General features: G+C 72.9%; 17 protein-coding genes. 10 read left to right on the top strand and 7 right to left on the bottom strand.

All coding sequences use genetic code 11. From position 1 onward, the window contains the following. Positions 1–83 precede the first annotated feature (83 nt). The 6 genes from RBL05_RS12780 to RBL05_RS12805 all read left to right on the top strand — a co-directional run bounded on the left by RBL05_RS12780 (position 84) and on the right by RBL05_RS12805 (position 6,681). Positions 84–1,160 carry a nitroreductase family protein gene (locus RBL05_RS12780; protein ID WP_308739137.1) on the top strand — a complete coding sequence of 359 codons (1,077 nt, stop codon included), beginning with the start codon at positions 84–86 and terminating at the stop codon, positions 1,158–1,160. A gap of 1 nt (position 1,161) precedes the next feature. Next, positions 1,162–2,163, top strand: a complete 1,002-nt coding sequence (locus RBL05_RS12785; protein WP_308739136.1) for a lysylphosphatidylglycerol synthase domain-containing protein — start codon at positions 1,162–1,164, stop codon at positions 2,161–2,163. Then, positions 2,160–3,407, top strand: a complete 1,248-nt coding sequence (locus tag RBL05_RS12790; RefSeq protein ID WP_308739135.1) for a polysaccharide pyruvyl transferase family protein — start codon at positions 2,160–2,162, stop codon at positions 3,405–3,407. The genes RBL05_RS12785 and RBL05_RS12790 overlap by 4 nt, the downstream gene beginning before the upstream one ends. Positions 3,408–3,417: 10 nt before the next feature. After that, positions 3,418–5,109 carry a hypothetical protein gene (locus RBL05_RS12795; protein WP_318603678.1) on the top strand — a complete coding sequence of 564 codons (1,692 nt, stop codon included), beginning with the start codon at positions 3,418–3,420 and terminating at the stop codon, positions 5,107–5,109. Then, positions 5,061–5,309 (top strand): hypothetical protein, encoded by a 249-nt coding sequence (locus tag RBL05_RS12800; protein ID WP_318603679.1) that lies wholly within the window; start codon positions 5,061–5,063, stop codon positions 5,307–5,309. The genes RBL05_RS12795 and RBL05_RS12800 overlap by 49 nt, the downstream gene beginning before the upstream one ends. A 241-nt stretch (positions 5,310–5,550) precedes the next feature. Next, a complete protein-coding gene (locus tag RBL05_RS12805) occupies positions 5,551–6,681 on the top strand; it encodes a glycosyltransferase family 2 protein (protein WP_308739133.1) in 1,131 nt (376 codons plus the stop codon). A 39-nt stretch (positions 6,682–6,720) separates the two neighbouring features. Here RBL05_RS12805 and RBL05_RS12810 read toward each other — a convergent pair whose 3' ends face one another. After that, entirely contained in the window at positions 6,721–8,775 is a 2,055-nt protein-coding gene (locus tag RBL05_RS12810; protein ID WP_318603680.1) for a DUF6541 family protein, read from the bottom strand. 186 nt (positions 8,776–8,961) lie between these two features. On the opposite strand from RBL05_RS12810, the gene tgt reads away from it, so the two are divergent. Then, positions 8,962–10,305 (top strand): tRNA guanosine(34) transglycosylase Tgt, encoded by a 1,344-nt coding sequence (tgt, locus tag RBL05_RS12815; RefSeq protein WP_412523765.1) that lies wholly within the window; start codon positions 8,962–8,964, stop codon positions 10,303–10,305. Next, entirely contained in the window at positions 10,302–11,891 is a 1,590-nt protein-coding gene (locus RBL05_RS12820) for a hypothetical protein (protein WP_308739132.1), read from the top strand. Before tgt ends, RBL05_RS12820 begins: the two co-directional genes overlap by 4 nt. A gap of 78 nt (positions 11,892–11,969) precedes the next feature. Here RBL05_RS12820 and RBL05_RS12825 read toward each other — a convergent pair whose 3' ends face one another. Further along, positions 11,970–12,764, bottom strand: a complete 795-nt coding sequence (locus tag RBL05_RS12825) for a hypothetical protein (RefSeq protein WP_308739131.1) — start codon at positions 12,762–12,764, stop codon at positions 11,970–11,972. Between the two features lie 249 nt (positions 12,765–13,013). Beyond that, positions 13,014–16,052 (bottom strand): glycoside hydrolase family 2 TIM barrel-domain containing protein, encoded by a 3,039-nt coding sequence (locus RBL05_RS12830; RefSeq protein WP_308739130.1) that lies wholly within the window; start codon positions 16,050–16,052, stop codon positions 13,014–13,016. A 326-nt stretch (positions 16,053–16,378) separates the two neighbouring features. Here RBL05_RS12830 and RBL05_RS12835 point away from each other — a divergent pair, with 326 nt between their 5' ends. Beyond that, entirely contained in the window at positions 16,379–17,959 is a 1,581-nt protein-coding gene (locus RBL05_RS12835; protein ID WP_308739129.1) for a DUF3375 domain-containing protein, read from the top strand. 27 nt (positions 17,960–17,986) lie between these two features. Here the strand turns inward: RBL05_RS12835 and RBL05_RS12840 are convergent, their stop codons facing one another. From RBL05_RS12840 to RBL05_RS12855, 4 genes are all read right to left on the bottom strand, one after another. Then, positions 17,987–18,736, bottom strand: a complete 750-nt coding sequence (locus RBL05_RS12840; RefSeq protein WP_308739128.1) for a hypothetical protein — start codon at positions 18,734–18,736, stop codon at positions 17,987–17,989. Continuing rightward, entirely contained in the window at positions 18,733–19,101 is a 369-nt protein-coding gene (locus RBL05_RS12845; protein WP_308739127.1) for an MGMT family protein, read from the bottom strand. Before RBL05_RS12845 ends, RBL05_RS12840 begins: the two co-directional genes overlap by 4 nt. A gap of 118 nt (positions 19,102–19,219) precedes the next feature. After that, positions 19,220–21,094 carry a hypothetical protein gene (locus RBL05_RS12850; protein ID WP_308739126.1) on the bottom strand — a complete coding sequence of 625 codons (1,875 nt, stop codon included), beginning with the start codon at positions 21,092–21,094 and terminating at the stop codon, positions 19,220–19,222. A 225-nt stretch (positions 21,095–21,319) separates the two neighbouring features. After that, entirely contained in the window at positions 21,320–21,802 is a 483-nt protein-coding gene (locus RBL05_RS12855) for a hypothetical protein (RefSeq protein ID WP_308739125.1), read from the bottom strand. Positions 21,803–21,973: 171 nt separating this feature from the next. Between RBL05_RS12855 and RBL05_RS12860 the strand changes: the two genes are divergently transcribed. Further along, positions 21,974–22,669: a DUF4194 domain-containing protein gene (locus tag RBL05_RS12860; protein WP_308739124.1), complete on the top strand. Its 696-nt coding sequence runs from the start codon at positions 21,974–21,976 to the stop codon at positions 22,667–22,669. The last annotated feature ends 171 nt before the right edge of the window (positions 22,670–22,840 follow it).

Below are 22,840 nucleotides of genomic sequence, written 5' to 3' on the forward strand. Positions count from 1 at the left end.
GGCACCCGGAGCTCCCGCCCGGGGCCGTTCCGTGCTCCGCGGGGGAGGGCGCATCCCCCTGACCATCACTCCTGGGAGGCCCTGTGCTCGACCGGCTGAAGAAGATCGCCAAGGACCTGCTGGCGATCACCTGGATCCGCCGCACCTACGAGGTGGTGAACCGTGGATTCCTGGAGTCCTTCGGCTCCAACCGGATCCTCACCCATCTCTTCTTCGCGGTGAATCCGCTCGCCTTCAACCGCGAGCAGTCCGCGGTGCTGCGCGGGCGCCGGAACTACTACCGCAACAAGAGCACCTCCCGCACCACCCACGTGGAGCTGCGCCGCAACGTGCATCGGCTCGAGAAGGGGCTCATCATGCGGCCCCGCCGCGACGTGTTCGCCCGCGACTACATCACGGAGACCATCGAGTTCTACGAGACCGCGGCCCGGCAGTGGCGTCAGGCGCCCGGCAGCATGGACCAGTCGGAGATGGAGTGGGCGCATGACGTGCTCACCGAGTACTTCCGCGTGAGCGCGCGCACCGATCGCACGGTAGAGGCGGCCCGCGCCCGCTTCGAGGCGGTCGAGCACGGCGCCGAGAACACCGGCAAGATTCCTCACCCCAAGGAGATGGTGAGCGACATCTCCTACGACTCGCTGCAGCTGCTCGCCCAGCAGCGCCGCAGCGTGCGCTGGTTCGAGCAGAAGCCCGTGGAGCGGGAGCTGATCGACAAGGCGCTGCGGGTGGCCCGCCAGGCGCCCACCGCCTGCAACCGCATCCCCTACGAGTTCCGGATCTTCGACGATCCGGCGCTGGCCCGCGAGGTCGCCGCGATCCCCTTCGGCTCCGCCGGCTACTCCGACAACGTGCCGGCCGTCGCCGTGGTGGTCGGCAAGCTCGAGTCCTACTTCAGCCCGCGCGACCGCCACGCCATCTACGTGGACAGCTCCCTCGCCGCGATGCAGTTCATCCTCGCCCTCGAGACCCTGGGCCTGAGCTCCTCGGTGATCAACTGGCCGGACTTCGAGCCGCTCGAGGCGAAGATGCAGCGCCGCCTCTCCCTTGACACCAGCGACCGCGTGGTGATGCTGATCGCCTTCGGGTACGCGCACGACGAGGGCCTGGTGCCGTACTCCGCGAAGAAGTCCCTGGACACCTTCCGGCGGTACAACGACTGAGATGACGGACCTCCCCACCACGGCCGACGACCCGGCGCCCCCGGCGCGCAGGCGCCCCGCAGGGCGGCGCGCGCTGCGCTGGATCGTCACGGTCCTGGTCGTCGGCCTCGTCGGCGTCCTCTTCGCCCGCTCCCTCGCCGCCAACTGGGCCGAGCTGCGCGCCGAGCACCTGCGCTTCAGCCCCTGGTGGCTGCTCGCGATCGTCTTCTTCGCCCTCGCGGTCGCCGTCACCGGCTCCGCCTGGGGCCGGATCGTGCGCTGGCTCGACCCCAGCGCGAGCATCAGCGCCCGCGAAGCGGTCGCGGTGCAGTGCCTGTCCTGGGTGCTGAAGTACATCCCCGGGCAGGTGGGCTCGGTGACGAACAAGGTGCTGTGGGCGGGCAAGAAGCGGATCAGCCGCACCCTGGTGCTGATCAGCTTCGTCTACGAGAACGTGTTCCTGCAGATCGCCTCGATCGTCCCGGCGCTGGTGATCCTGCTGGTGAGCCTCGGCCCCGGGATCCTCGGCGAGAACGCGACCCTCATGGTGGCCCCGTTGCTGGTGCTGATCCCGGCCGCGTTGGTGCTGCACGCCCCCACGTTCCGCCGGATCCTGAACCTCCCGCTGCGCCGGCTCCTCAAGCGTTCCGTGCCGCCGGAGTACTTCCTGTCCAGCGGCCGTGCCGCGCTCTCCGCGCTCGAGTTCGTGCTGCCGCGGATCCTCAACGGCATCGGCTTCGTGCTGATCGCCGCCACGGTCAGCGACATCACCCCCGCCTACTGGCTGCCCTTCGCCGCCGCCTATGCGCTCGCCGGCGCCGTGGGCATCCTCGCGATCCTCGTGCCCAGCGGCCTCGGCGTGCGCGAGGCCGTCATCGTGCTGGTCCTCAGCCAGTACATCCCTGCTCCGGAGGCGATCGTCATCAGCCTCCTCTCCCGCCTCCTGGCGACGATCGGCGATGCCGTCGTCGCCGCGATCTATCTCATCGTCCGACGCACCATCCCCCAGGAGATCCGTCCATGAGCACCCCCCGCATCACCGTCATCGGTTCCGCGCTGTCCGGCAACAAGGGCGCCGCCGCCATGCTCGAGAGCGCCGTGCAGACCCTCGGCGAGCGTCTCGGCGAGGTCCAGTTCACGTTGCTGAGCATGTACCCCGAGGAGGACCGGGCCCAGAACCCGTACCCGAACCTCGAGGTCGTCGCCGCGGACCCCAAGACCCTCGGCGTCACCATCAACTCCCTCGCGCTCGCCCACCGGCTGCTGCCCCCGCTGCGCGGCCTTCTGCGCCGCCACCCGGCGATCCGCGCGCTCGCTGACAGCGACGTGCTGCTGGACCAGGGCGGCATCACCTTCACCGACGGCCGCGAGAAGTTCCTGCTCTACAACGTCGCCTCGATCCTCCCGGCGCTGAACCTGCACACCCCGGTGTTCAAGTGCGCCCAGGCCGTGGGCCCCTTCAAGAACCCGATCAACCGCGTCGTCTCAAAGATCTTCCTGCCCAAGGCGCAGACCCTCGTGACCCGTGGCCGCATCACCCACGAGTTCGCCGAGGGCCTGGGCCTGACGAACCTCGTCGCGGGCGCCGATTACGCCTTCTCCCTGGAGATGGACGGCACCGAGGAGCAGGGCCTGCGCGAGGCGGGCGTGGACCTCGACTTCTTCGCCGACGGCGAGGTGGTGGGCGTGTGCCCCTCCGTGGTGCTGCAGAAGAAGGTCGAGGCCCGCGGCGAGGACTACGTCGGCCAGCAGATCGCTTTCATCGAGCGCCTGCGCCGGGACGGGAAGAAGGTGCTGCTGGTGCCGCACTCCGTGCGCACCGGCACCGAGAAGACCCACAACAACGACCTGCCGCTGTGCACCCGGATCAACGATCTGCTGGTGCCCGGCGAGGACGTGCTGTTCGTGGACCGAGAGCTGAGCTCCCAGCAGCTGCGCCACCTCATCGGGCGCTGCGACCTGTTCGTGGCCAGCCGTTTCCACGCGATGGTCTCGTCGCTCGCGATGGCGGTGCCGACCCTGGTGATCGGCTGGAGCCACAAGTACCGCGAGGTGCTGGAGATGTTCGAGCTCGAGGAGTGGGCCTTCGGCCACGACCAGCTCACGCCGAGCTACCTCTGGAGCCGGTTCGAGGACCTCTCCGCACGCCGTGACGAGGTGCAGGGGAAGCTCGATCAGTACCTGCCCGAGGTGAAGCGACGCTCGCTCGCCCAGGCCGATCTCATCGCCGAGCTGGTGATGGAGCGCGCTGCGGCCCGCGGCCGCTGACGAGGGGCCCGTGGGCGCGCAGGCTGCCGCCGGCCCGGCCGTGCCGCGGGAGCGGGCGGCGCGCAGGGCCGGCGGCCTGCGCTTTCGGGTCTCTCAGGTGCTGCCCGCCCCCGGGGCCGGCTGGCAGTGGGGTGCGGCGGCGAGCGTGCTGCTCGCGCTCGTGCTCCACACCGTGATCGCGTGGGGAGCGAGGACGCCCTCCTTCCCCTTCGACGAAGTGGTGCTGCTGCAGTACTCGACATTCCTCTCCGGGGGCGAGATGCCCACCCCGCCGCGCGGGGCCGGGTACTTCCCCGCCTGGAGCGTGGTGCTCGCGCCGATCTGGTGGGTCACCGGGAGTCCCGCCGTCGCCTACCGGCTCGCGATCGCGCTCGGCGTGGTCGTCTCGCTCGCCACGATCTGGCCGCTGGCACGCGCCGTGACCCGCCTGGGCCTCGCCGTCCCGCAGGCGACCGTCGTCGCCTCCCTGGTGATGGCGCTGCCCTCCCGCGCCGTGCAGAGCGGCTACGTGACCAGCGAGAAGATGCTCTTCCTGGCCCTGGCCTGCACGATGCTCGCCGCCCTGCGCCTCTGGGAGCGGCCCACCGTGCCGCGCGCGGCGGTGTTCGCGATCGCGGCGGTGGTGCTGACCACGACGCACGCCCGGGCCGTGGTGCTGCTGATCGCCTGCGTGATCTGGCTGCTGCTGCTCACCCTGCGCTCCTGGCGGGCGGCGCTGGCGGGTCTGGCCGTCGCGGCACCGCTGGGCTCCCTCGCGTTCTGGTCCGGCGGGCTGCTGAACCAGTACCTGGGCGGCGGTTTCAGCCAGGACGAGAAGGTGCTGGGGACAGTGCGGGAGTCCCGGCCGTCGCTGATGGTGCGCGCCCTCGTGGGGCAGGCCTGGGAGCAGACGGCCGGCAGTCTGGGCCTGGTGGCCGTGGGCCTGGTGGTGCTGGTGGTGCTGGTATGGCGTGAGCTGCGGCGGGAGCGCGCGTTCGGCCCCGCCTGCCTGCTGGCCGCGATGCTGCTGGGCGTGGCCGTGCTCTCGGTGGGCCGGTGGGCGAACGAGGGGGAGCTGTACCTCGCCTCCTGGCGTCGGCTGGACGCCTGGCTGTACGGCCGCTACCTCGACCCTGTCACCGCGCTGCTGGTGGCGCTGGGCGCGGCGGCGGTGCTGCGCGGCGCGGGACGCCGAGTGGTGGGCGTCGCACTCGCCCTCACGGTGGCGCTGGTGGGCGTGACCGTGCTGTGGCTCGCGCCCGACGCCCCCACCTGGGGGTACGTCACTCCCGCGCACATCCCCGGGGTGATGCCGTGGTTCTGGACGCTGCCCGAGGCCACCTCGGAGACCTGGCCCTGGGGGCTGGTGCCGAGCCTCACCAACGACAACCGCTTCTGGCTGATGGCGAGCCTCCCGCCGCTGGCGCTGCTCGCCGTGCTGACGGCGATCGGCCGGACCGGGCGCCGAGGCGCCCCCGTGCTCGCCGCATCGCTGCTGGTGGTCACGGCGGCGGGCACGCTCGCCGCCACCCGCGCCACCGACCACTTCCAGCAGCTGGAGGGGGTCGTCCGGTGCTCGCCGACGAGATCAACCGCCTCCAGGCCGCGCACGGGGACGCCCTCACCGTCGAGTTCGACCGCTCCTGCACACCCGGGAGCAGCGACGACGCGGTGGTGCAGAACTTCCTGGCCTACTGGATCCATCCCACCACGATGGGAGTGACCACGGACCGCAACGCCTCCGACGCTCAGATCACCCTGGGCTGCGACACCTGGCCCGAGGGCAGTGCCGCCGGGGCCCGCATGCTCTCCGACGTGCACAGCTACGGCTATCACGCCTGGATCAGGCCGGGACCGCTCCAGGACGAGCTCGCCGCCGAGGGCCTCCTGGACCCGGTCGCCGAGCCCGCGGCGGTGCCCTGACGCGCGGGCGCGTCCGTCGGCCCGCCGGTCCACGCTCGCCGGCATCCCGGCCCCCGCGCGTCGGCCCCGCACCCCGACCCGCCCGTCCGTGCGGTGGCAGGTCTCACGACATGCCTGTGACGCCGGCTACCGGGCGGGCTAGGGGGCGCTGGATAGACTGGGCCGGTTCCGCGCAGCGCCGGGGCGTCGGCGGCTGTTGACCGGCCGGGTCCGGGCACGTCGACGACAAGGTGATATCCCCATGAAGGTCTTCGTCCAGATCCCCTGCCTCAACGAGGAGCAGACGCTCCCGATGGTGCTCGACACGATCCCCAAGGAGCTGCCCGGCGTCGACTCCGTCGAGGTGCTGATCATCGACGACGGCTCGAGCGACCGCACCGTCGAGGTGGCGAAGGAGCACGGTGTCACGCACTTCGTGCGCCATGCCCGCAACATGGGGCTCGCCCGCTCCTTCCGCGACGGCGTGGACTACGCCCTCGCCCACGGCGCCGACATCGTCGTGAACACCGACGGCGACAATCAGTACAAGCAGGAGCGGATCGCCGATCTCGTCGCCCCCGTGGTCTCGGGCGAGGCGGACATCGCCATCGCCGACCGGCAGACGAAGAAGATCGCCCACTTCTCGCCCTTCAAGAAGGTCATGCAGCAGGTGGGCTCGCAGGTCGTGAACATCGCCGCGGAGACCGAGCTGCCCGACGCCGCCTCCGGCTTCCGCGCCTACTCCAAGGCCTCGCTGATGCGCCTGAACGTCATCACGCAGTTCTCCTACTGCATGGAGACGATCATCCAGGCGGGCAACAAGCGCCTCCGCATCGCCTCGGTCCCGATCGACACGAACCCCAAGACCCGCGAGTCGCGGCTGTTCAACAACATCTTCCAGCACATGTGGAAGTCGGGCTCCGCGATCGTGCGCGCCTACCTGATGTTCAAGCCCCACACCGTGCTGCTGTGGCTCGCCGCCATCACGGGCGTCGTGGGCCTGGTTCCCTTCATCCGCTTCCTGATCTTCGCGCTGATGGGCGAGGGCGGCGGCCACATCCAGTCGCTGCTCTTCGGTCTCGTGCTGCTGACCTGCTCGTTCATGACCTTCGTCGTGATGATCATCGCCGACCTGCTGCGCACCAACCGCGTGCTCATGGAGGACGTGCTCGAACGGGTCAAGCTCATCCAGTACGGCACCCCGAACCATCCCCTCGTCGGCTCCGGGGGCACGGTGCCCACCTCAACCGGTCCGATCGCGACCGGCTGGGTCGACGGGAACGCGCCGGGCACGCGCGAGTACGCCCCGGGCACCGCGGTGACGGACGACGAGGTCGTGGACCAGTGGGCCGCGGCCGCCGGCCGCGAGACGCCGCACGGCCGACAGGGCTGACCGCCCGCGCGCGCACGCGGTCGACGGCACCCGCCGCTCTCAGTCGGTGGCCGGCCGCTCCGCGCCCGTGCCCCGGCAGGGCTTCATGCGCAGCAGCTTCGCCTCGCCCACCTGCAGCACCACCTCCGCGGCACCGGTCTGCGAGATCTCGTTGAGCCCCTTGTAGGTCGCCGCGCCCGGCCCCACCTCCTTCGGCCCGAAGTCGAGCGCGTACTCGATGCCGTGCTCGTGGACCGCATCGCACACCTCGGGCTCGGTCCGCGCATCGTCCAGCGCCCGGTTCAGCAGGTGCACCTCCGGCTCGGCCTCGAAGGACATGGAGGTGTTCAGCACCTTGCGGTCCGAGAGCGCGTAGGCGAGGGAGCTGCCGTTGAGGGCGTTGGTGGCGATCACCGCGTCCTCGGGCACCACCTCGGGCAGGCGCTCGAGCAGCTCCCGCTCGTCGGCCGAGAGCAGCAGGTCCGTCTGCCACTGAGCGGCGGCGTAGCGGCTGGATGCCTCGGCGCTCGGGGAGAGCAGGCTCGGGACCAGCAGCGCGAGCACCACCGCGACCGCGACGGCCGGGGAGGCGGCCCCGCCCAGCACGGGCAGCACCCGGGCGGCGCGGCGGAGGATCACCTCGATCCCGAGCGCGAGCACGGGGATCGCCCCGACGGTCAGGAGCGCGACGATGCGGAAGTTGTCGCTGTACCAGTTGCCGGTGAGGAGATAGCGCAGCTGCCCCTCCGGTGCGCTGCGGGTGATCACCGACATCGCCATCACCGACGCGCAGGGGACCAGCACCCAGCGGGTGCGGGAGCCGAGCAGCACCGCGAGGAGGCAGGCCCCCATCACCACGCCCAGCGGCACCCAAGTGGGGCTCTTGTCCGCGGCCAGCGAGAGCGTCTGGCCGACGGCCTCGGTCGGCGTGGCGGTCGGCGTCCAGAACGAGGCGGCCTCCGTGGGGCGCAGCACCAGCCAGGCCGGCACGGTCGCGGCGGCGACGGAGAGGGTGAGCAGGAGGAGCGGCAGCACCCGCCGGGCCGGCCCCGGGCCGTGGACGCGGCGCTCGTGGAGACGGACCAGGCATCCCCACACCAGCAGCGGCAGCCCGATCACGATCCCGCCGAACACCGCCTGGGGGTGGGAGAGCGCCGCCGCGACGCAGACCACGGGCAGCAGCACCGCCAGCTGGGAGGGGCGCAGGTGCTGCGGGGAGTCCGGGGCGAGGCCCGCCAGGTGCACCAGCATGATCACCAGGACCGGCATCAGGGTCATGCTGAGGAAGTACGGCAGCAAGATCCCGAAGGCCATCAGCGACAGGGGGAAGGCGCCGGAGATCCCGGCCAGGGCGCCCGCCGCCATCCAGCCGACGGGTCCCGACCTCGTGCAGGTGCGCACCAGGGCCATCAGCCCCAGCGGCCACACCACGACCGCCAGCAGCAGCATCACCATGTTGCTCGCCAGCGGGATCTCCTGGCCCGAGAGCTGCACGACGAGGCTGACGGTCTGGTGCCACAGCGCGGGGTAGAAGCGCGTCTCGCCCGGCAGGGAGGTCATCGCGCCCACGGTCCAGGCGGAGGCGTCGCCGTGACGGAGCAGGTACTGCACGGCGTTGAGGTGGAAGACGTTGTCGTAGGTCTGGCTGACGGCGCGCACGGAGCCCATCACCCCGAGGGCCTGGATCGCGATCGCCCCGCCCCCGATCACGAGCCCGGTCAGGAGCGCTCCGGCGCGCCCTCGGCGCGTGGCGGCGAGCGCGCCGATCCCGGTGGCGGGGGAGCCGTCCGCCGGCGAGGCGGCCCCGTCGGGCCCCTCTCCGGCGGCGACCCCGTCGGCACCGTCGGCCGCGGGCGCCGGCAGTCGGCGGCGCAGCGGCAGCAGGGCGGCGCCGAGCAGCGCGCCGAGCACGAGCGGGGACAGCGGCGACCACGGCACGCCCAGCAGGTGCCCGGCCTCCGCCGCGAGGGTGATCGCGAACAGGGAGACGGGGACGGCGGTGACCAGCGCGGTCAGCGGCCGCAGCCGCAGCGCGAGCACCGTCGGCAGGCCCGGAAGCGTGAGCACGACGACGGCGGCGGCGAGCGCCGCGAGGGCGTGGAGCGCGGTCAGCATGCCGACTCGTGCCTCCTGACGGGAGGAGCTGGTGGGTCCCGGGCACGGCCCGCCGGGGACCGGACCACGGCCCGGTGACGGGCCGCGCCGATTGTAGTCAGGGAAGATGGACGGGAGAAGGCGGACAGGGGCGAGCCTGCAGGAGATCGACCGTCCGGTCGCCGCCGCTCATGGGACGATGTCCCGGTGACCCCCTCCCGTGCCGACCAGCCCGTTCCGCCGCCCGCCGTCCCGTCGCCGCCCGACGCGGCGGCCCCGTCCGCAGGGGCGGGGAGGCCTCCGTCCCCCGCCGACGTCGGCTTCGAGATCACCGCCCGTCACGGCGAGAAGGCCCGCGCCGGGGTCATCACCACCCCGCACGGACCGATCGCGACCCCGGCCTTCGTGCCCGTGGGCACCAAGGCGACCGTCAAGAGCGTGCTGCCGGAGTCGATGACGCAGCTCGGCGCGCAGGCGCTGCTGGCGAACGCCTATCACCTCTACCTCCAGCCCGGCCACGACCTCGTGGACGAGGCGGGCGGCCTCGGCGCCTTCATGAACTGGCCCGGCCCCACCTACACCGACTCCGGCGGCTTCCAGGTGATGAGCCTGGGGGCCGGCTTCCAGAAGGTGCTCTCCTCCGAGTTCTCCGGCGGCGAGAAGGCCCGCACCGCGAACGGCGAGGACGACGCCGTCCGTGAGGGGAAGGAGCGTCTCGCCCACGTCGACGACGACGGCGTCACCTTCCGCTCCTTCATCAACGGCGACGAGCACCGGTTCACCCCCGAGATCTCCATGCAGATCCAGCACGGCCTCGGCGCGGACATCATGTTCGCCTTCGACGAGCTCACCACGCTCATGAACTCCCGCGGCTACCAGGAGCAGGCGCTCGAGCGCACGAGGCTGTGGGCGCTGCGCTGCCTGGCAGAGCACGCCCGCCTCACCCACGAGCGCACCCACCGCCCCTACCAGCAGCTGTGGGGCGTTATCCAGGGCGCCCAGTACGAGGACCTGCGCCGTCAGGCCGCCCGCGACCTGGGCGCGATGGACGTCGAGGGGTGGTCCTTCGACGGCTTCGGGATCGGCGGGGCGCTGGAGAAGGAGAACCTCGGCACCATCGTCGGCTGGGTGACCGACGAGCTGCCCGAGGACAGGCCCCGCCACCTGCTCGGCATCAGCGAGGTCGACGACCTCTTCGTCGCGATCGCCGCCGGCGCCGACACCTTCGACTGCGTCTCGCCCTCGCGGGTGGCGCGCAACAGCGCCGTCTACACCCGCACCGGCCGCGTGAACCTCACCGGCTCCCGCTACCGCCGCAAGTTCGCGCCGATCGACGAGACCTGCGACTGCTACACCTGCACCCACTACACCGCCGCCTACGTCCACCACCTCTTCCGGGCCAAGGAGATGCTCTCCTCGACCCTGTGCACGATCCACAACGAGCGCTTCGTGGTGCGGCTGGTGGACCGGATCCGCGCCTCCCTCCAGGACGGCACCTTCGACGCCCTGCGGGAGGAGACCACCGGCGCCTACTACGGCGAGCCGCGGTGAGCGAGGACCAGGCACCGGCCGACGAGCATCCGCCGGACGCGGCGACGGCGCTGGGCCTGGCGGTGGTGCTGCTCGCGCTCGCCGGGATCTGCGCCCTGCTCGGCGACCACTTCCTGCTCGGGGCGCTGCGCCTCGCAGCCGGGGTGCTCGCGGGCACCGGGCTCGGAGTGCTGCTTCTCGCCCTGCTCGGCAGGCGCCTGCGACGCCGCACGCGACGTCTGCTCGCAGGCGCCCTCGCACTCGTCGTCGCGCTCGCGCTCACCGTCCCCGCCGTGCACGCCTCCCGCGTGGGCTCGCTCGAGAGCGCTGCCGCCGCGGAGATCGCACCGCTCGGCGAAGGGGACAAGGTCGCCTCTGCCGCGAACGGGCAGGGGCCCGTGCTGGTGCGCCGCGCCGACGGCACCGCCCAGCTCGTCGGTGCCGGAGCCGAAGCGAGTGAGGTCGAGGCCGCACCCGATGACGTGCTCGCCCTCTCCTCAGACGGGACCCGCCTCGTCCAGGTGACGGGGGAGGTCACCCGGGTGCATGAGCTCGGCGGCGGGAGCGACGCCGCCGGCGACGGATCCGATGCGCCGGACGGGGGCGCTGCGCCCGTCGAGCTGCCCGGGCAGCCGCTCGCCCTCTCCGGCGACACGCTCGTCCTGCGCGCCTGCGAGGACGGCGTCTGCCGGGTGCGGGGCGTGGACCTCACCGCCCCGGACGAGCCGCTGTGGACCGTCATGGACGCCGAGGAGACCCGCGGACCCGACCAGGCCGGCCTCGCGCTCCCCGCCCGGGCCGAGGCCCCGGCCGGCCTGCTCGACGCCGTCGCCGCGACCGGGGTGCTGCCGTCGGTGCCGCTGCGCTTCGACCCCGCCCAGGGCTGGCTGCAGATCGATGCCGCCACCGGGTTCCCCGTCGGCCGGGTCCTCGCCCCCGCCGACGCCGACTGCCGCATCGCGGCGACCCCCGCCCCGCCCGACCCGCAGTCCGTCCAGGAGCAGGGACCGCTCGTGCTCACCGCCTGCTCCGGGGAGGACGGTGCGCTGACCGCGACCGCCTTCCGCGACGGCGCACCGCTGTGGGAGTCCGCGCCCTCCCCGGCCGGGAACTGGACAGTGCGGCTCGAGGCGGGCCGCGTCCTCGCCTCCGGCACCGAGGCCGGGACCACGACCGAGGGCGAGATCCTCGCCTCCGAGCACGGCGCGGACTGGACCGCGCCGGGCGGAGACGGCGTGGCGCAGGCCGAGGCGTTCACCGCCCGCATCGGCATCGACGGGACCCGGATGGTGCTGACCAACGAGGCCGGACAGCTCCTCGCCTACGACACCGCGACCGGGACGAACAGCTGGACCCTCCCGCTCGGCGACCCCGAGGTGGAGGTGCGTGGGAGCCTCGCCGCGGGCACCGCCGTCGTGCTCGACGAGACCGTGCGGGAGGAGCCCCTGGACCCTCGCGGCGCGCAGCGGCTGCGCGTGATCACCGCCGAGGACGGCGCGGTGAGCGAGGAGCTCGTCCTCGACGAGGAGATCACCGCCTGGCACCCCCTCAGCGGCGGACGCGCCCTGATCAGCACCGACGAGGAGACCGTGCTGCTCGGGGGCTGAGCGCCGCCGCTGCGGACGGCGACGGGCCCGGTCCCCGCGCGTGCGGAGACCGGGCCCGTCCCGGAGTGCGGCCGTGCCTCAGGCCGTGGCGCCCTCGTTCTTCCGACCCCAGGCCATGACCATGTACGAGCCGACCAGCAGCGCCGCGGCGACCACGATCACGCGCAGGAGCTCGGCGATGCCGCCGACGGTGTAGATCGTGCCCATGTCGTAGGCATTGCCCGCGATGGCACCACCGAGGAATCCGGCGATGAAGCTGACGATCCAGTACAGGATCACCGAGACGATCACGGTCGCCCCCACGATGATCGCGCCCGTGCGGCCACGACCGCTGAACTGGATCGCGGCGATGATCGAGACGACCAGGAGCCCGATCGAGAAGATCAGGTTCGCGATCCATGCCAGGAGCGTGCCGATGCTCCCGAGGCCCATGCCCACGGAGATCTCCTCCATGTCCGCCGGGTTGCCGTTGGCCGCCATCATGAACATGAAGATCGGCGTCGCCAGTCGAGCGATCACGGCGAGCACCGACAGGACCAGCAGGGCGATTCCGAGCTTCTTGGCCAGCGCGCCCTTCCCGGCGACGCGTGACGTCGACGCGGCCCCGGCCGTGCCGGGGTAGCCGCTGGTGCCCGGGTACCCGCCCGGGGCGGGCGGCGGCGAGGCCTGGCTCCACTGCTGCGGGGCGGGCGAGGCCTGGCCCGCCGACTGCTCACCCCACTGCGGGGCGGCCGGCGCGGGAGAGGGCTGCCCCCACTGCGACTGCGGAGCCGGCTGCTGCCCCTGCGGGGAGTTCTGCCCCCACTGTCCCTGATCGCCGTCGGCGCCCCACTGGCCGTTCTGGCCGTTCTGCGGCCCGTACCCCTGAGTCATGCTTCTCCCTCATTGCCCCCTATGACGGGGCTATTGCGTCGTGGCGCCACGGCGGCACCCGCTCCAGCCTAGCGGGCCGCACTTCGGCTCAGGCGCCCCGGAGGTGACGAGCGGGTTGCGATCGGGGACCCTCACGCGGAGCAGGTGGTAGGAACCGGTGCCCGGGCGGGACCCGGGGCTGGGGCCGGGACGTGGCTGGGCCGGCGGCCTTCCCGCGGTGCGCGAGGAGGCCGCCGGCCCGAGCGAGGCTCAGCGCCCGGCAGGCGCGAAGCGGATCCGGAAGCTCTCCTCTCGTGCGGTCAGCACGTGCTGGGGCAGCGGCTCCGGGCCGCAGGCTGCCGAGCCCACGCCGTGCAGCGCCGCCGAGAGCGTGACCCAGGTGCGGCCGTCGGGACGCAGCGCCCCGTCGTGGGCGCGAGCGTCGAGCTCCGCGGTGGACCAGGGCCGCACCACGAGGCCCAGACCCTCCGGTGCGGTGAGCTCGAGGCCGGAGCCCGCCTCCCCGCCGCTCAGCACGGCCCGCACCACGCCCGCACGGTTGCCGTTCTCCTGCGGGAACACGTACGGGACCTGCAGCTCCTCGACGCTCGCGGTGCGGCGCGCGAAGGTGGTGCCGCCGCCGGTGTCGGGGTACATCTCGTGCGGGCCGAAGCCCTCGTACTCCACCTCGCCCGGCGCCGCCGGCAGTGCGAAGCTCCAGCCGATCCGCGGCAGCGGCAGGTCCTCGGGCCACAGCGCCGACGGGGTCACCGTCACCGCGAGCTCGACCCCGTCCGCGTCGGCGCGCCAGGTCTCGGTGATGTCGGCGTGCAGGGCGTTGCCGTCCAGGCCGATCCGGGAGCGGACCACGAGCTGCTCGCCGCTCGCCTCGATCCCGACCAGGCGGCGACGGGCGACGTTCAGCCCGATCCGCTTCCACCGTGCCTCGAGCGGGTAGCGGGTGCGGGCCCGCTCGTTGTCCACCGGGGCTCGGTACAGGTCCGCCCCCGCGTGCTCGAGGGCGAGCTCGCCGAGGCCGACGAGCCGGCCCAGGTCGTCCAGGCGCGCGGGCCCCACCTGCCAGGTGCCGTCGACCGCCTGCTGGGGCGCGAGGGCCGCGGCGGGGGCCGGGGTGACCGAGGCGGCCAGACGATCCGCGTCCACGTGCGAGGCCGCGACGATCTCGTGCCCGGCCGGGACCGGCCCGTCGTCCTCCCGGGTGGTGAGGCGCACCGTCACCGCGGTGTGCTCGCCCTCCGGCAGCGCCAGCTCGGTGCTCTCGCCCGGGGCGAGGGCCGGCAGCTCGAGCTCCTGCCAGCTGGCCTGCAGGTCGGTGGACGCCTCGGCGCGCAGGTGGGAGAGGTCCGAGAAGGCGTAGCGGTTCACAATGCTCGCCGATCCGGCGCCGACTTCGAGGCCGACGGGGGAGTAGTGGTGCTTCGCATCCAGCAGCGCCGGGGACGGGGTGCGATCGGGCAGCAGCAGCCCGTCGGCGACGAAGTTCCCGTCGTGCAGGCGCTCGCCGAAGTCGCCGCCGTAGCCGTAGATCTCGTTGCCCTCGGCGTCGGTGGTGACGATGCCGTGGTCGATCCACTCCCAGATGAAGCCGCCGTGCAGCGCCGGGTAGCGGTGGACGAGGTCCATGTACTCCTTCAGCGCGCCGGCGCCGTTGCCCATCGCATGCGCGTACTCGATCCACAGGAAGGGCTTCGACAGCGCCGGCATCGGCGACTCGTCGGAGCCGAAGCCCGCCTCGCCCGGGTCCACGCCCAGGTGGTGCAGCATCCCGATGAGCTTCTCGCGGTACTCCTCGGTCAGCGCCCGACGGCCGATCTGCTCGGTCTCGTCATGGCTGGGGTACATCAGCGAGAAGACGTCCACGGTCTCGGCGCGGTAGTCCTGCTCGTAGATGACCGGGCGGGTCGGGTCCGTGGCGCGGACCGTCTCGATCATCGCCTCGGTGACCGGGCCGGTGGAGGCCTCGTTCCCGATCGACCACATGACGATCGAGGCGTGGTTGCGGTCCCGCAGCACGAAGCGCTCGGACCGCTCGCACAGCATCGGGCGGAAGCGGTCGTCCGCCGCCGGGCGCGCGGCCGCGCCGGTGTCGTCCTCGCCCCAGGTCGAGTCGACGTGGAAGCCGTGCGTCTCGAAGTCGCCCTCGCAGATCACGTACAGCCCCGCCTCGTCGCACACCTCGAGGAAGCGCTGATGGGGCGGGTAGTGGGAGGTGCGCACGGCGTTGAGGTTGTGCTGCTTCATCAGCGCGACGTCCAGGTCCTGGTTCTCCAGGTGCTGGGTGCGGCCGACGACCGGATCCGCCTCGTGACGGTTCACGCCGCGGAACACGATCCGCTCACCGTTGACGCGGAAGATCTCCCCGTCCACCTCCACGCGACGGAAGCCGAGCCTCAGCGTCACCGTCTCGGTGCCGGCGTCGGTGGAGACGCTCGCCTCGTACAGCCGCGGCGACTCGGCGCTCCAGGGGGAGACCTCGCCGGCGGCGATCTCGGTCCCGTCGGCCGTGGCCTCGATCCCGAGCTCCGGGATACGCACCGTCGCGGGGACGATTCCGCCGTCCGCGTCGTAGGCGGTGGCGGTGAGGGTGCCGCGGCCGGTCGCGGGGTCGAAGTCCGCGTGGGTCGCGAGGTCGTGGATCCCGCCGGCGGGGCGCAGCAGCAGGTCGACGGAGCGGAAGATGCCGGAGGCCCACCACATGTCCTGGTCCTCGACGTAGGTGTTCGCCGACCACTGCACGACCCGCACGTCCAGGCGGTGCTCGCCCGGTGCCGAGAGGGCGTCGGTGACGTCGAACTCCTGGGTCAGGCGCGAGCCGGAGGTCACGCCGATCTCGGTGCCGTCGATCCAGACCTTCGCCGCGGAGTCCACGCCCTGGAAGCGCAGCAGCGCTCGGGCGCCACCCGCGAGGGAGTCGGTCCAGTCGGCGGGGACGGCGACGGTGCGGGAGTAGTGGCCGGTCGGGTTCTCGTCCGGGACGTGGGGGACGTCCATCGGGATGGGGTAGACGACATTGGTGTACTGCGGGGCGCCGTGGCCCTGCAGCTGCCACAGCCCCGGCACGGCGATCTCGCCGGGCTCGCCGAGGTCGGTGCCGTCGGCGCGGGTGCCGTATCGGAAGTCCCAGGTCCCGTCGAGGGTCAGTGCGGGGGCGTCGGAGTGCAGGTGCGCGCGGCCGCGGAGGCGGTTGCGGCCGCCGGCGAGGTCCTCCCACCACCGGTCGGAGCGGTCGGCGGGAGGCAGGGCGTCGTCCTGCGGGGTGCTCGAGGCATGGGGTGCGGGGGTGCTCATCGGTGAGTCTCTCCTGGGTCGGGGGGGGGCGGTCACGAGACGGTGTCGTGAACGTTCACGGTCGAGTGTACTCACGTCCCGCGGCGGTCCGCACAGGCCGGTCGTCCCGGCCTGCCCGACCTTCTCCGCGCCCGGCCGGGGGCAGGGCGTCATCGAGTGGCGGATGTCGACCGGTATCCGGGAGATGAAGCGGTCGACATCTGCCACTCGATCCAGTTCGTCCGACGCGCCGGGGGCACAGGGGCAGGGGGAGGGCGGGTGCTGACGCCGGCCGACGAGGAGCCCCTGCATCGGGGCGCGGGAGCGGACCGCTAGACTCGCTGACCGTGACCACGACCGAGCCGAACCGGTGGACCGACCGCCGCAGCGACGCCGTGTCTGCGCGCAAGGAGGCCTACGAGCAGCTGCGCCGGGCCAGCACCTGGCGCCTGCTCGCCGCGACCAAGGCCCCGGCGGTGCTCGCGATCCTGCAGGCCACCTTCCCCGCCGGCGACCGTCGGCTGCCGCGCAGCGAGCTCGTCGCCCGCGTGGGCGCGCACCTCTCGCTGCTGCACGACGACGAGGGCCCGGCCGACGGGACCTCCACGGCGGACGGGACCTCCACGGCGGACGGGGCCGCCTCGACCGACGGCGCCGGGGACGAGGCTCGCGGCGGTCGCAGCGCCGCCGAGTACGTCGACGGGTGGGTGCGCGAGGGCTACCTGACCCGTCGCGACGACCCCCAGCGCACCGAGACGACCTTCGAGCCGAGCCCCGCCACGATCGACGCGATCCAGTTCATCGCCTCGCTCGAGGAACACCGGCCGACGACGACACAGTCGCGCCTGCAGCTGGTCATCCAGCAGTTCGACCGCCTCGCCCAGGAGACGGAGACGGACCGCGACGTGCGGCTCGCCGATCTCCAGCGCCGCCGCGAGCGGATCGAGCAGGAGATCCGCGAGCTCGCCGAGGGCGAGCTGATGCTCCCCAGCGCCGAGGCCTCGGTGGATCGGCTGCGCGACATCCTGCAGATCGCCGCCGAGCTCTCCGGCGACTTCCTCCAGTACCGCGAGGACCTGCGCGCCGTGGACCTGCACCTGCGCGAGCAGATCCTCTCCCCGGAGGGCTCGCGCGGCGAGATCCTCGAACAGCTGCTGGCCGGGGACGACCTGCTCGGGCAGTCGACCGTCGGCCGCACCTTCACGGCCTTCTTCCGGATGCTGAACGACCCCGTCCAGACCCGCGCCACGCAGGAGCTCGTGGACCGTCTGCTCGAGCGGGACTTCTCCCGCTCCCTCTCCCGGGACGAGCGCGACCGCCTCGCCAACGTGTTCAGCGACCTCTACGAGCCGGCGCAGGAGGTGCTGGACGTCAAGACGGAGCTGTACCGCTCGCTGGCCCGCTTCGTGCGCTCGCAGGACTTCCGCCAGCACCGGGTGCTGCTCGAGGCGCTGCAGGAGGCGCAGGGCCTCGCGCTCGCGCAGAAGGACGAGGTGCCCACCCGCACCCCCTTCCCGCTCGAGCTCGACCTCTCGCGCGTGCAGCTGAGCTCCGTCGCCCAGCACCGGCTGAAGGACCCCACCGATCCCGGAGCGCCCGCCGAGGCCGAGGTGCACGATGCGACCTCTCTCAGCGTCGAGGTGCTCCAGGACCTCGTGCGGACCAACGACATCGATCTCGTCGGCCTCACCTCCCACGTCAACGACGTGCGCGGCCGCTCCGGCCAGGCCTCGATCGGCGACATCCTGCGGGAGAAGCCTGCCGAGCAGGGGCTGGCGAGCGTCATCGGGCTGATGTTCCTCGCGACCAGCCATGCGCAGGAGCGCGAGGGGTCCACCGAGATCGTCACCTGGCGGGAGCTCGACGGCAACGACTACGCCGCCCGCGTCCCCTCGTTCTACTTCCTGGACGACGTCCCGGTGGAGTGAGCCCCGACGGGGCGAGGGGCGGGGCCCTCAGCCCTTCGACATGCGCCGGCGTATGCCCTCCTGCACCTCGGGCGGAAGGTCCTCGAAGCGCTCGCCCTGGCGCGGCGCGGGCCAGCCGGGGATCTCGGTGCGGTGGGAGCCCTTCTGCCCGGACAGACGGCCCGGGGGCAGAGCGGTGCGCGGCACGTCCGCGGCGCCCGGGACCCGGGCCGCGACCAGCAGCGGGGTGAGAGCGCCGATGAATCGCTCCGCGGAGCCACTGAGCGCGAACATCACGACGGTCCCGCCGCCGAGGGAGGCGACCAGGTCGTCCTCGACCAGGCGCCCGTCCTTCAGCCGCCCGCTGCGGCCTGCCCGGAACGTGACTCCGAGGCGTGACAGGGGAGTGATCATCTCTCCGCTGGTGAACGCGCTCGTCCCGGAGGCGCGGAGATAGGCGCGCAGGTTGGACCAGGTGCGGATCGTCGAGGTGTCGATGTCGGCGTAGAACAGCACATCGGGCGCGACGCCCGGGACGAAGGGGCCCATGACTATCGCCCGGTCGGTGAGGATCATCCGGTGGCGGCGCAGGAACCAGGTCAGCGGGAGCGAGGCCAGGAGCCATACCAGCACCAGCCCTATGACCGCGGCGCCGGGGCTTCCGGTGGCCACGACGAGTGCGGCGAGCAGGAGCGGTACCAGCCACAGCACGGCCCAGACCAGCGCCGAATAGTGCATCCGGAACTCGGCCCGTGGTGCGCCGACCAGGTGCTCGGCGCCGCGTAGCGAGGGGCTCATGCGTCCGTCTCCTTCAGCTCTGCGAGGGCCGGTTCGGCGTCGGCTCGCAGCTGCTCGAGGTCCGCGCCGAAGTCCTTCATCCGGCAGCCGAGCCCGTTCGGCTTCACCACGATCCCCTCCTCCTGCCAGTGGGGAAGGGCACGGGCGAGCAGCGGATGGTCGCCGGAGGCGTTCGTGACGCGCCACCACGGCGTCGACGAGCCCCAGGTGCCCATGATCCGTCCCACCAGACGCGGGCCGACGCCGACGATCGCGCCCACCTCCCCGTAGGCGGCGACGCGTCCCGGCGGGATCGCCTCGACCACGCGCAGCACCCGCTCGACCGTGAGGTCGTCCATGCGGGTGCGGGTCGTGCGCTCGGGCATGGCCGACAGTCTGGCACGCGGCTCCGGACGATCCGCCGCCCCGGACCGAATGCGGGCCCGAACAGGGAGCGACCCCGGCGCCGAGGGGCGCCGGGGCCGCGTCCGCGGTCGGGAGGGGTCAGCGACGAGCGTCCCCGGCCTCTCCGTCGACGCCGTCCTCCGGGAGACGGTTCTGCACGGAGCCGTCCTCAGGGGCACCGAACTCCGGAGCCTTCGGCGGGAGATCGCCGTTCTGGCCCCGCAGCTGCTGCTCCTGGCGGAAGAAGGGATCGTCCTCGAACTCACCCTGTCGCGACTCCTGGGTCTGGAAGCCGTCCTGGCGACCGTCGCGGCTGTCCAGGGGGCGGAACTCGCCCTGGTGGCGAGCACCGTCCTGCGGAACCTCCGGATCTGCCCCGGCCGGACGGAACTCCGGACCGTCCTGGGGCTGCGAGGCCTGTCGATCGGCGCCGAGCCGGTCCTGATCGGCACTGAGCCGATCCTGCTCCGTGCCGCGCCGGTCCGCGGAGCCGCCGGACCAGTCCTGCGCGACGGGAGGCTCCATGCCCGAGCGGTCCTCGGCGCGCGCCGGCCGATCGCCCACGCGGTCGTCGCGGATGCCGCGCTCGTCGCGCTCCGTCCCGGCCCGGCCGAGGTCGCCGGTCTCGTCCGTGGAGCGGACCGGGTCGTGGCGGTCCGCCTCGGAACGGGCGGCGTCGCCGCGATCGACGTCGTTGCGATCGGCGTCGCCGCGATCGACGTCGTTGCGATCGGCGTCGCCGCGGTCGACGACGGACCGGTCGACGTCGCTGCGGTCCACCGCCGACTGATCGATGCGCTGCGGGTCGGCCTGCTGCTGACCCTCGCCGTGACCGGTCAGATCATGCCGACGGTCCGCATCGTGCCGGGCCACGTCCTGCTGATCGATGTCGTGACGGTCGATCGACTCGTCGCGAGCCGGGCGCTGCTCGGCCCGGTGGGCCTCGCCCTCATAGCCGGTCCCGACAGGATGGTCGGTCGCGCGGGCCTCGCCCGCCCCGACGGGACGGTCGGCCTCACGGACCCCGGCGGCCCCGCCGTCGCGAACGGCACCGTCCCGATCCAGGCCCTCGTGGGCGCGGTCATCGCGGGCCGGGTCGACAGCGGCGCGATCCTCAGGAGTCCGGTCCTCTCGGACGCCTCCCTCGCGGTCACCTCCCGCGCGGACGTCGCCCTCGGGGTTCCGGTCCTCGCGCGGCTCCTGCTCGGTGCGAGCGGCGCGACGGCCGTGAGGACGCTCGTGCGACGACGCGTCGTCGGCCACTGCGGAGCGATCCTTTGAAGCGCGATCCTCCGGCGAGCCGCCATGCGCGGCGGCCGCCCCGGCGGCGACGCCGGCCGTGCCCGCGACACCGGCCGCGGCTGCGGTCCCGGCCCCGCTGCGGGGCTCGTCCTCGCGCTGCACGGGACGCTCATCGCCCCGGACGGTGCGCTGGTCGTCGCGAGCGGAGCGATCGTCGGCGGCGCGGTCATCGACGCGTCGGCCGTCGGCCGCACGGTCGTCGGACATGCGCTCGCCAGCCGTGCGGTCGTGGCCGGCAGCGCCTGCGGCCGGCGCGGTGCGGTCCCCGTCGCGGGGCGTGGGGGAATCGGGGTCCAGGCGGTCCGCCTCGGCGCGCTGCTCCTCGACGGCGCTGCGCTCCTGGTCGACCTCCTGGCGCTGCGTCTCGGCCTCGCTCCGGCGACGCTCGGCGGCGAGCTGCTCCTGCTCGGCCGCGTTCGCCTTCCGCTCGGCCTCGAGACGGGCCTTGTCGGCCTCGATCTCGGACTCGCGGGCCTTCAGATCGCGCTCCTGGACGGCCTGCTCCTTCTGGGCGGCCTGCTCGCGGATCTCCGCGGCGCGGCGTCGATCCTCCTCCTGCTGTCGCTGCTTGCGACGCTTCGAGGCTTTCGCGCCCACGACGATCAGGACGATGACGACGATCAGGACCAGCAGAATGATCCCGACGATCACGGGGGTGGACAGGTCGGTCATGGTCGGCTCCTCACCGCTCGACTGCTCCACCGCCGGGCGGCGGAGCGCGCCCCGGACGGGGGTCCCGGCACAGGGCGATGCCCCGATTCCACCAGACCGAGACGGATCCGGAGAGATTTTCGACCAGCCGATCGGCACGACGTGTCCCGCCGAGCCGTCGACGGGCGCGTCCTGAGCGTGGCGGGGGAGCGGTCGTCCGCCCGTGCCGGTAACGGTCGGCGCGGCTCAGCGCCGGAGCTCGGCCTCCCCGTCCTGGGGCTTCTCCCAGTTCTGCGCCGGAGCGAGCTCCTCCTCGGCGGTCCGGGCCTCGGACCGCTCGCTCAGCAGCGGACGCGAGGCGCGGCGGCCATGGCGCTCCCGCCAGGGCCGCGGATCATCGTCGACGGGCGCTGCGTCCGAGGATGCCGACGGGTCCTCCTCCACCGCGCCGGCGGGCGCGACCCCCGTCGCCTCGGCGGACGAGGGAGAAGGGCCGGCGGGATCGGCACTCGCGTCGGAGACCGTCGGTCCATCGCTCGAGGTGTCGGCCGGCCGTGCGGCCGATGCGCCGGTCGAGGACTCCGCGGAGGTGCCGCCCTGCGTCGCTCCGGTGCCGACCGGACCCTGGTCGTCCCGTCGGCCGCGCGCCACGAGGACGCCGAGCACGACCAGCACCAGCAGGACGACCGCCAGGATCGCGAGAACAGCGGGCACGGGCAGATCGGACATGACGGCTCCTCGTGGTCGTCGGCGGGCCGCAGGCGGTCCGTCCCGCCCGGGCATACCCCGATTCCACCAGATCGATGTCCGTTTTGGGTGGATTGCTCGCCAGTCGGTCGAAGTGCCCCGCACTGTCCGGGCGCCGGCTCGTCGCGCCCCGCGCCGGTAGGCTGTCTGGCCGTGACCAGTCCTGCGCACCGCACCGAACCCGACGACCACGCGCCCGGCGAGGAGGCGAGCCCCTCCGTGCCCGGCGGCGCGCTCGTGGACGAGTCCCGCCGCGTGCTCGTGCACCTGCTCCAGGGCCCCTTCCTCGACGGGCGCCGCGACGGCGGCCGCTACGCGCAGCTGCTGCGGGACCGGGTCGCGATCGAGGCCCGGCTCGCCGACCTCTTCCTCGAGCTGATCGTCGACGACGACGCCCAGGTCGCCTTCGTGCGCCAGAGCGAGGACGACCCCGACGCCCCGAAGCTCCTGCGTCGTCTGACCGGCATGAACCGGCTCGACTCCGTGCTGCTGCTCGTGCTGCGCCAGATGCTTTTGACCCAGTCCTCCCGCGGCCAGCGCACCGTCGTCTCCGAGGCGGAGATCCAGCAGGCGCTGGCCGCCTACCGCCGCACCACCTCCACCGACGAGGCCGGCTTCGCCAAGGAGGTCCGCGCCTCGATCGCGAAGGTCCAGCGTGCCGGACTGCTGGACGAGCAGGGCGACGACTACGAGGTCTCCCCAGTGCTGCGGCTGATGATCGGGCCCGATACGGCGCGCGAGTTCATCTCCCTGTACCGGCAGGCCGGGGTCGACGGGCTCGAGGACCCCCGCGACGCTGAGGATGTGGGCGGCGCGGACGACGAGGACGAGGCGGCGGCGACGGGCTGATGAACGGCGTGATCTGAGCTGATCCACGGCGTGATCTGAGACGCATTCCCGCCGGGGCGCGGGGCTGTGACCGGCACGCTTGGCCGGAAGGTCCGTGCGGGAGGCCGCGACGACCCTCCCAGCAATTGAGTGACGCGAGAGTTGCGTAATAAGGTCAGGCTCACCTCACCC

The sequence above is a fragment of the Brachybacterium sp. GU-2 genome (assembly GCF_030866705.2).
GTDB lineage: Bacteria > Actinomycetota > Actinomycetes > Actinomycetales > Dermabacteraceae > Brachybacterium > Brachybacterium conglomeratum.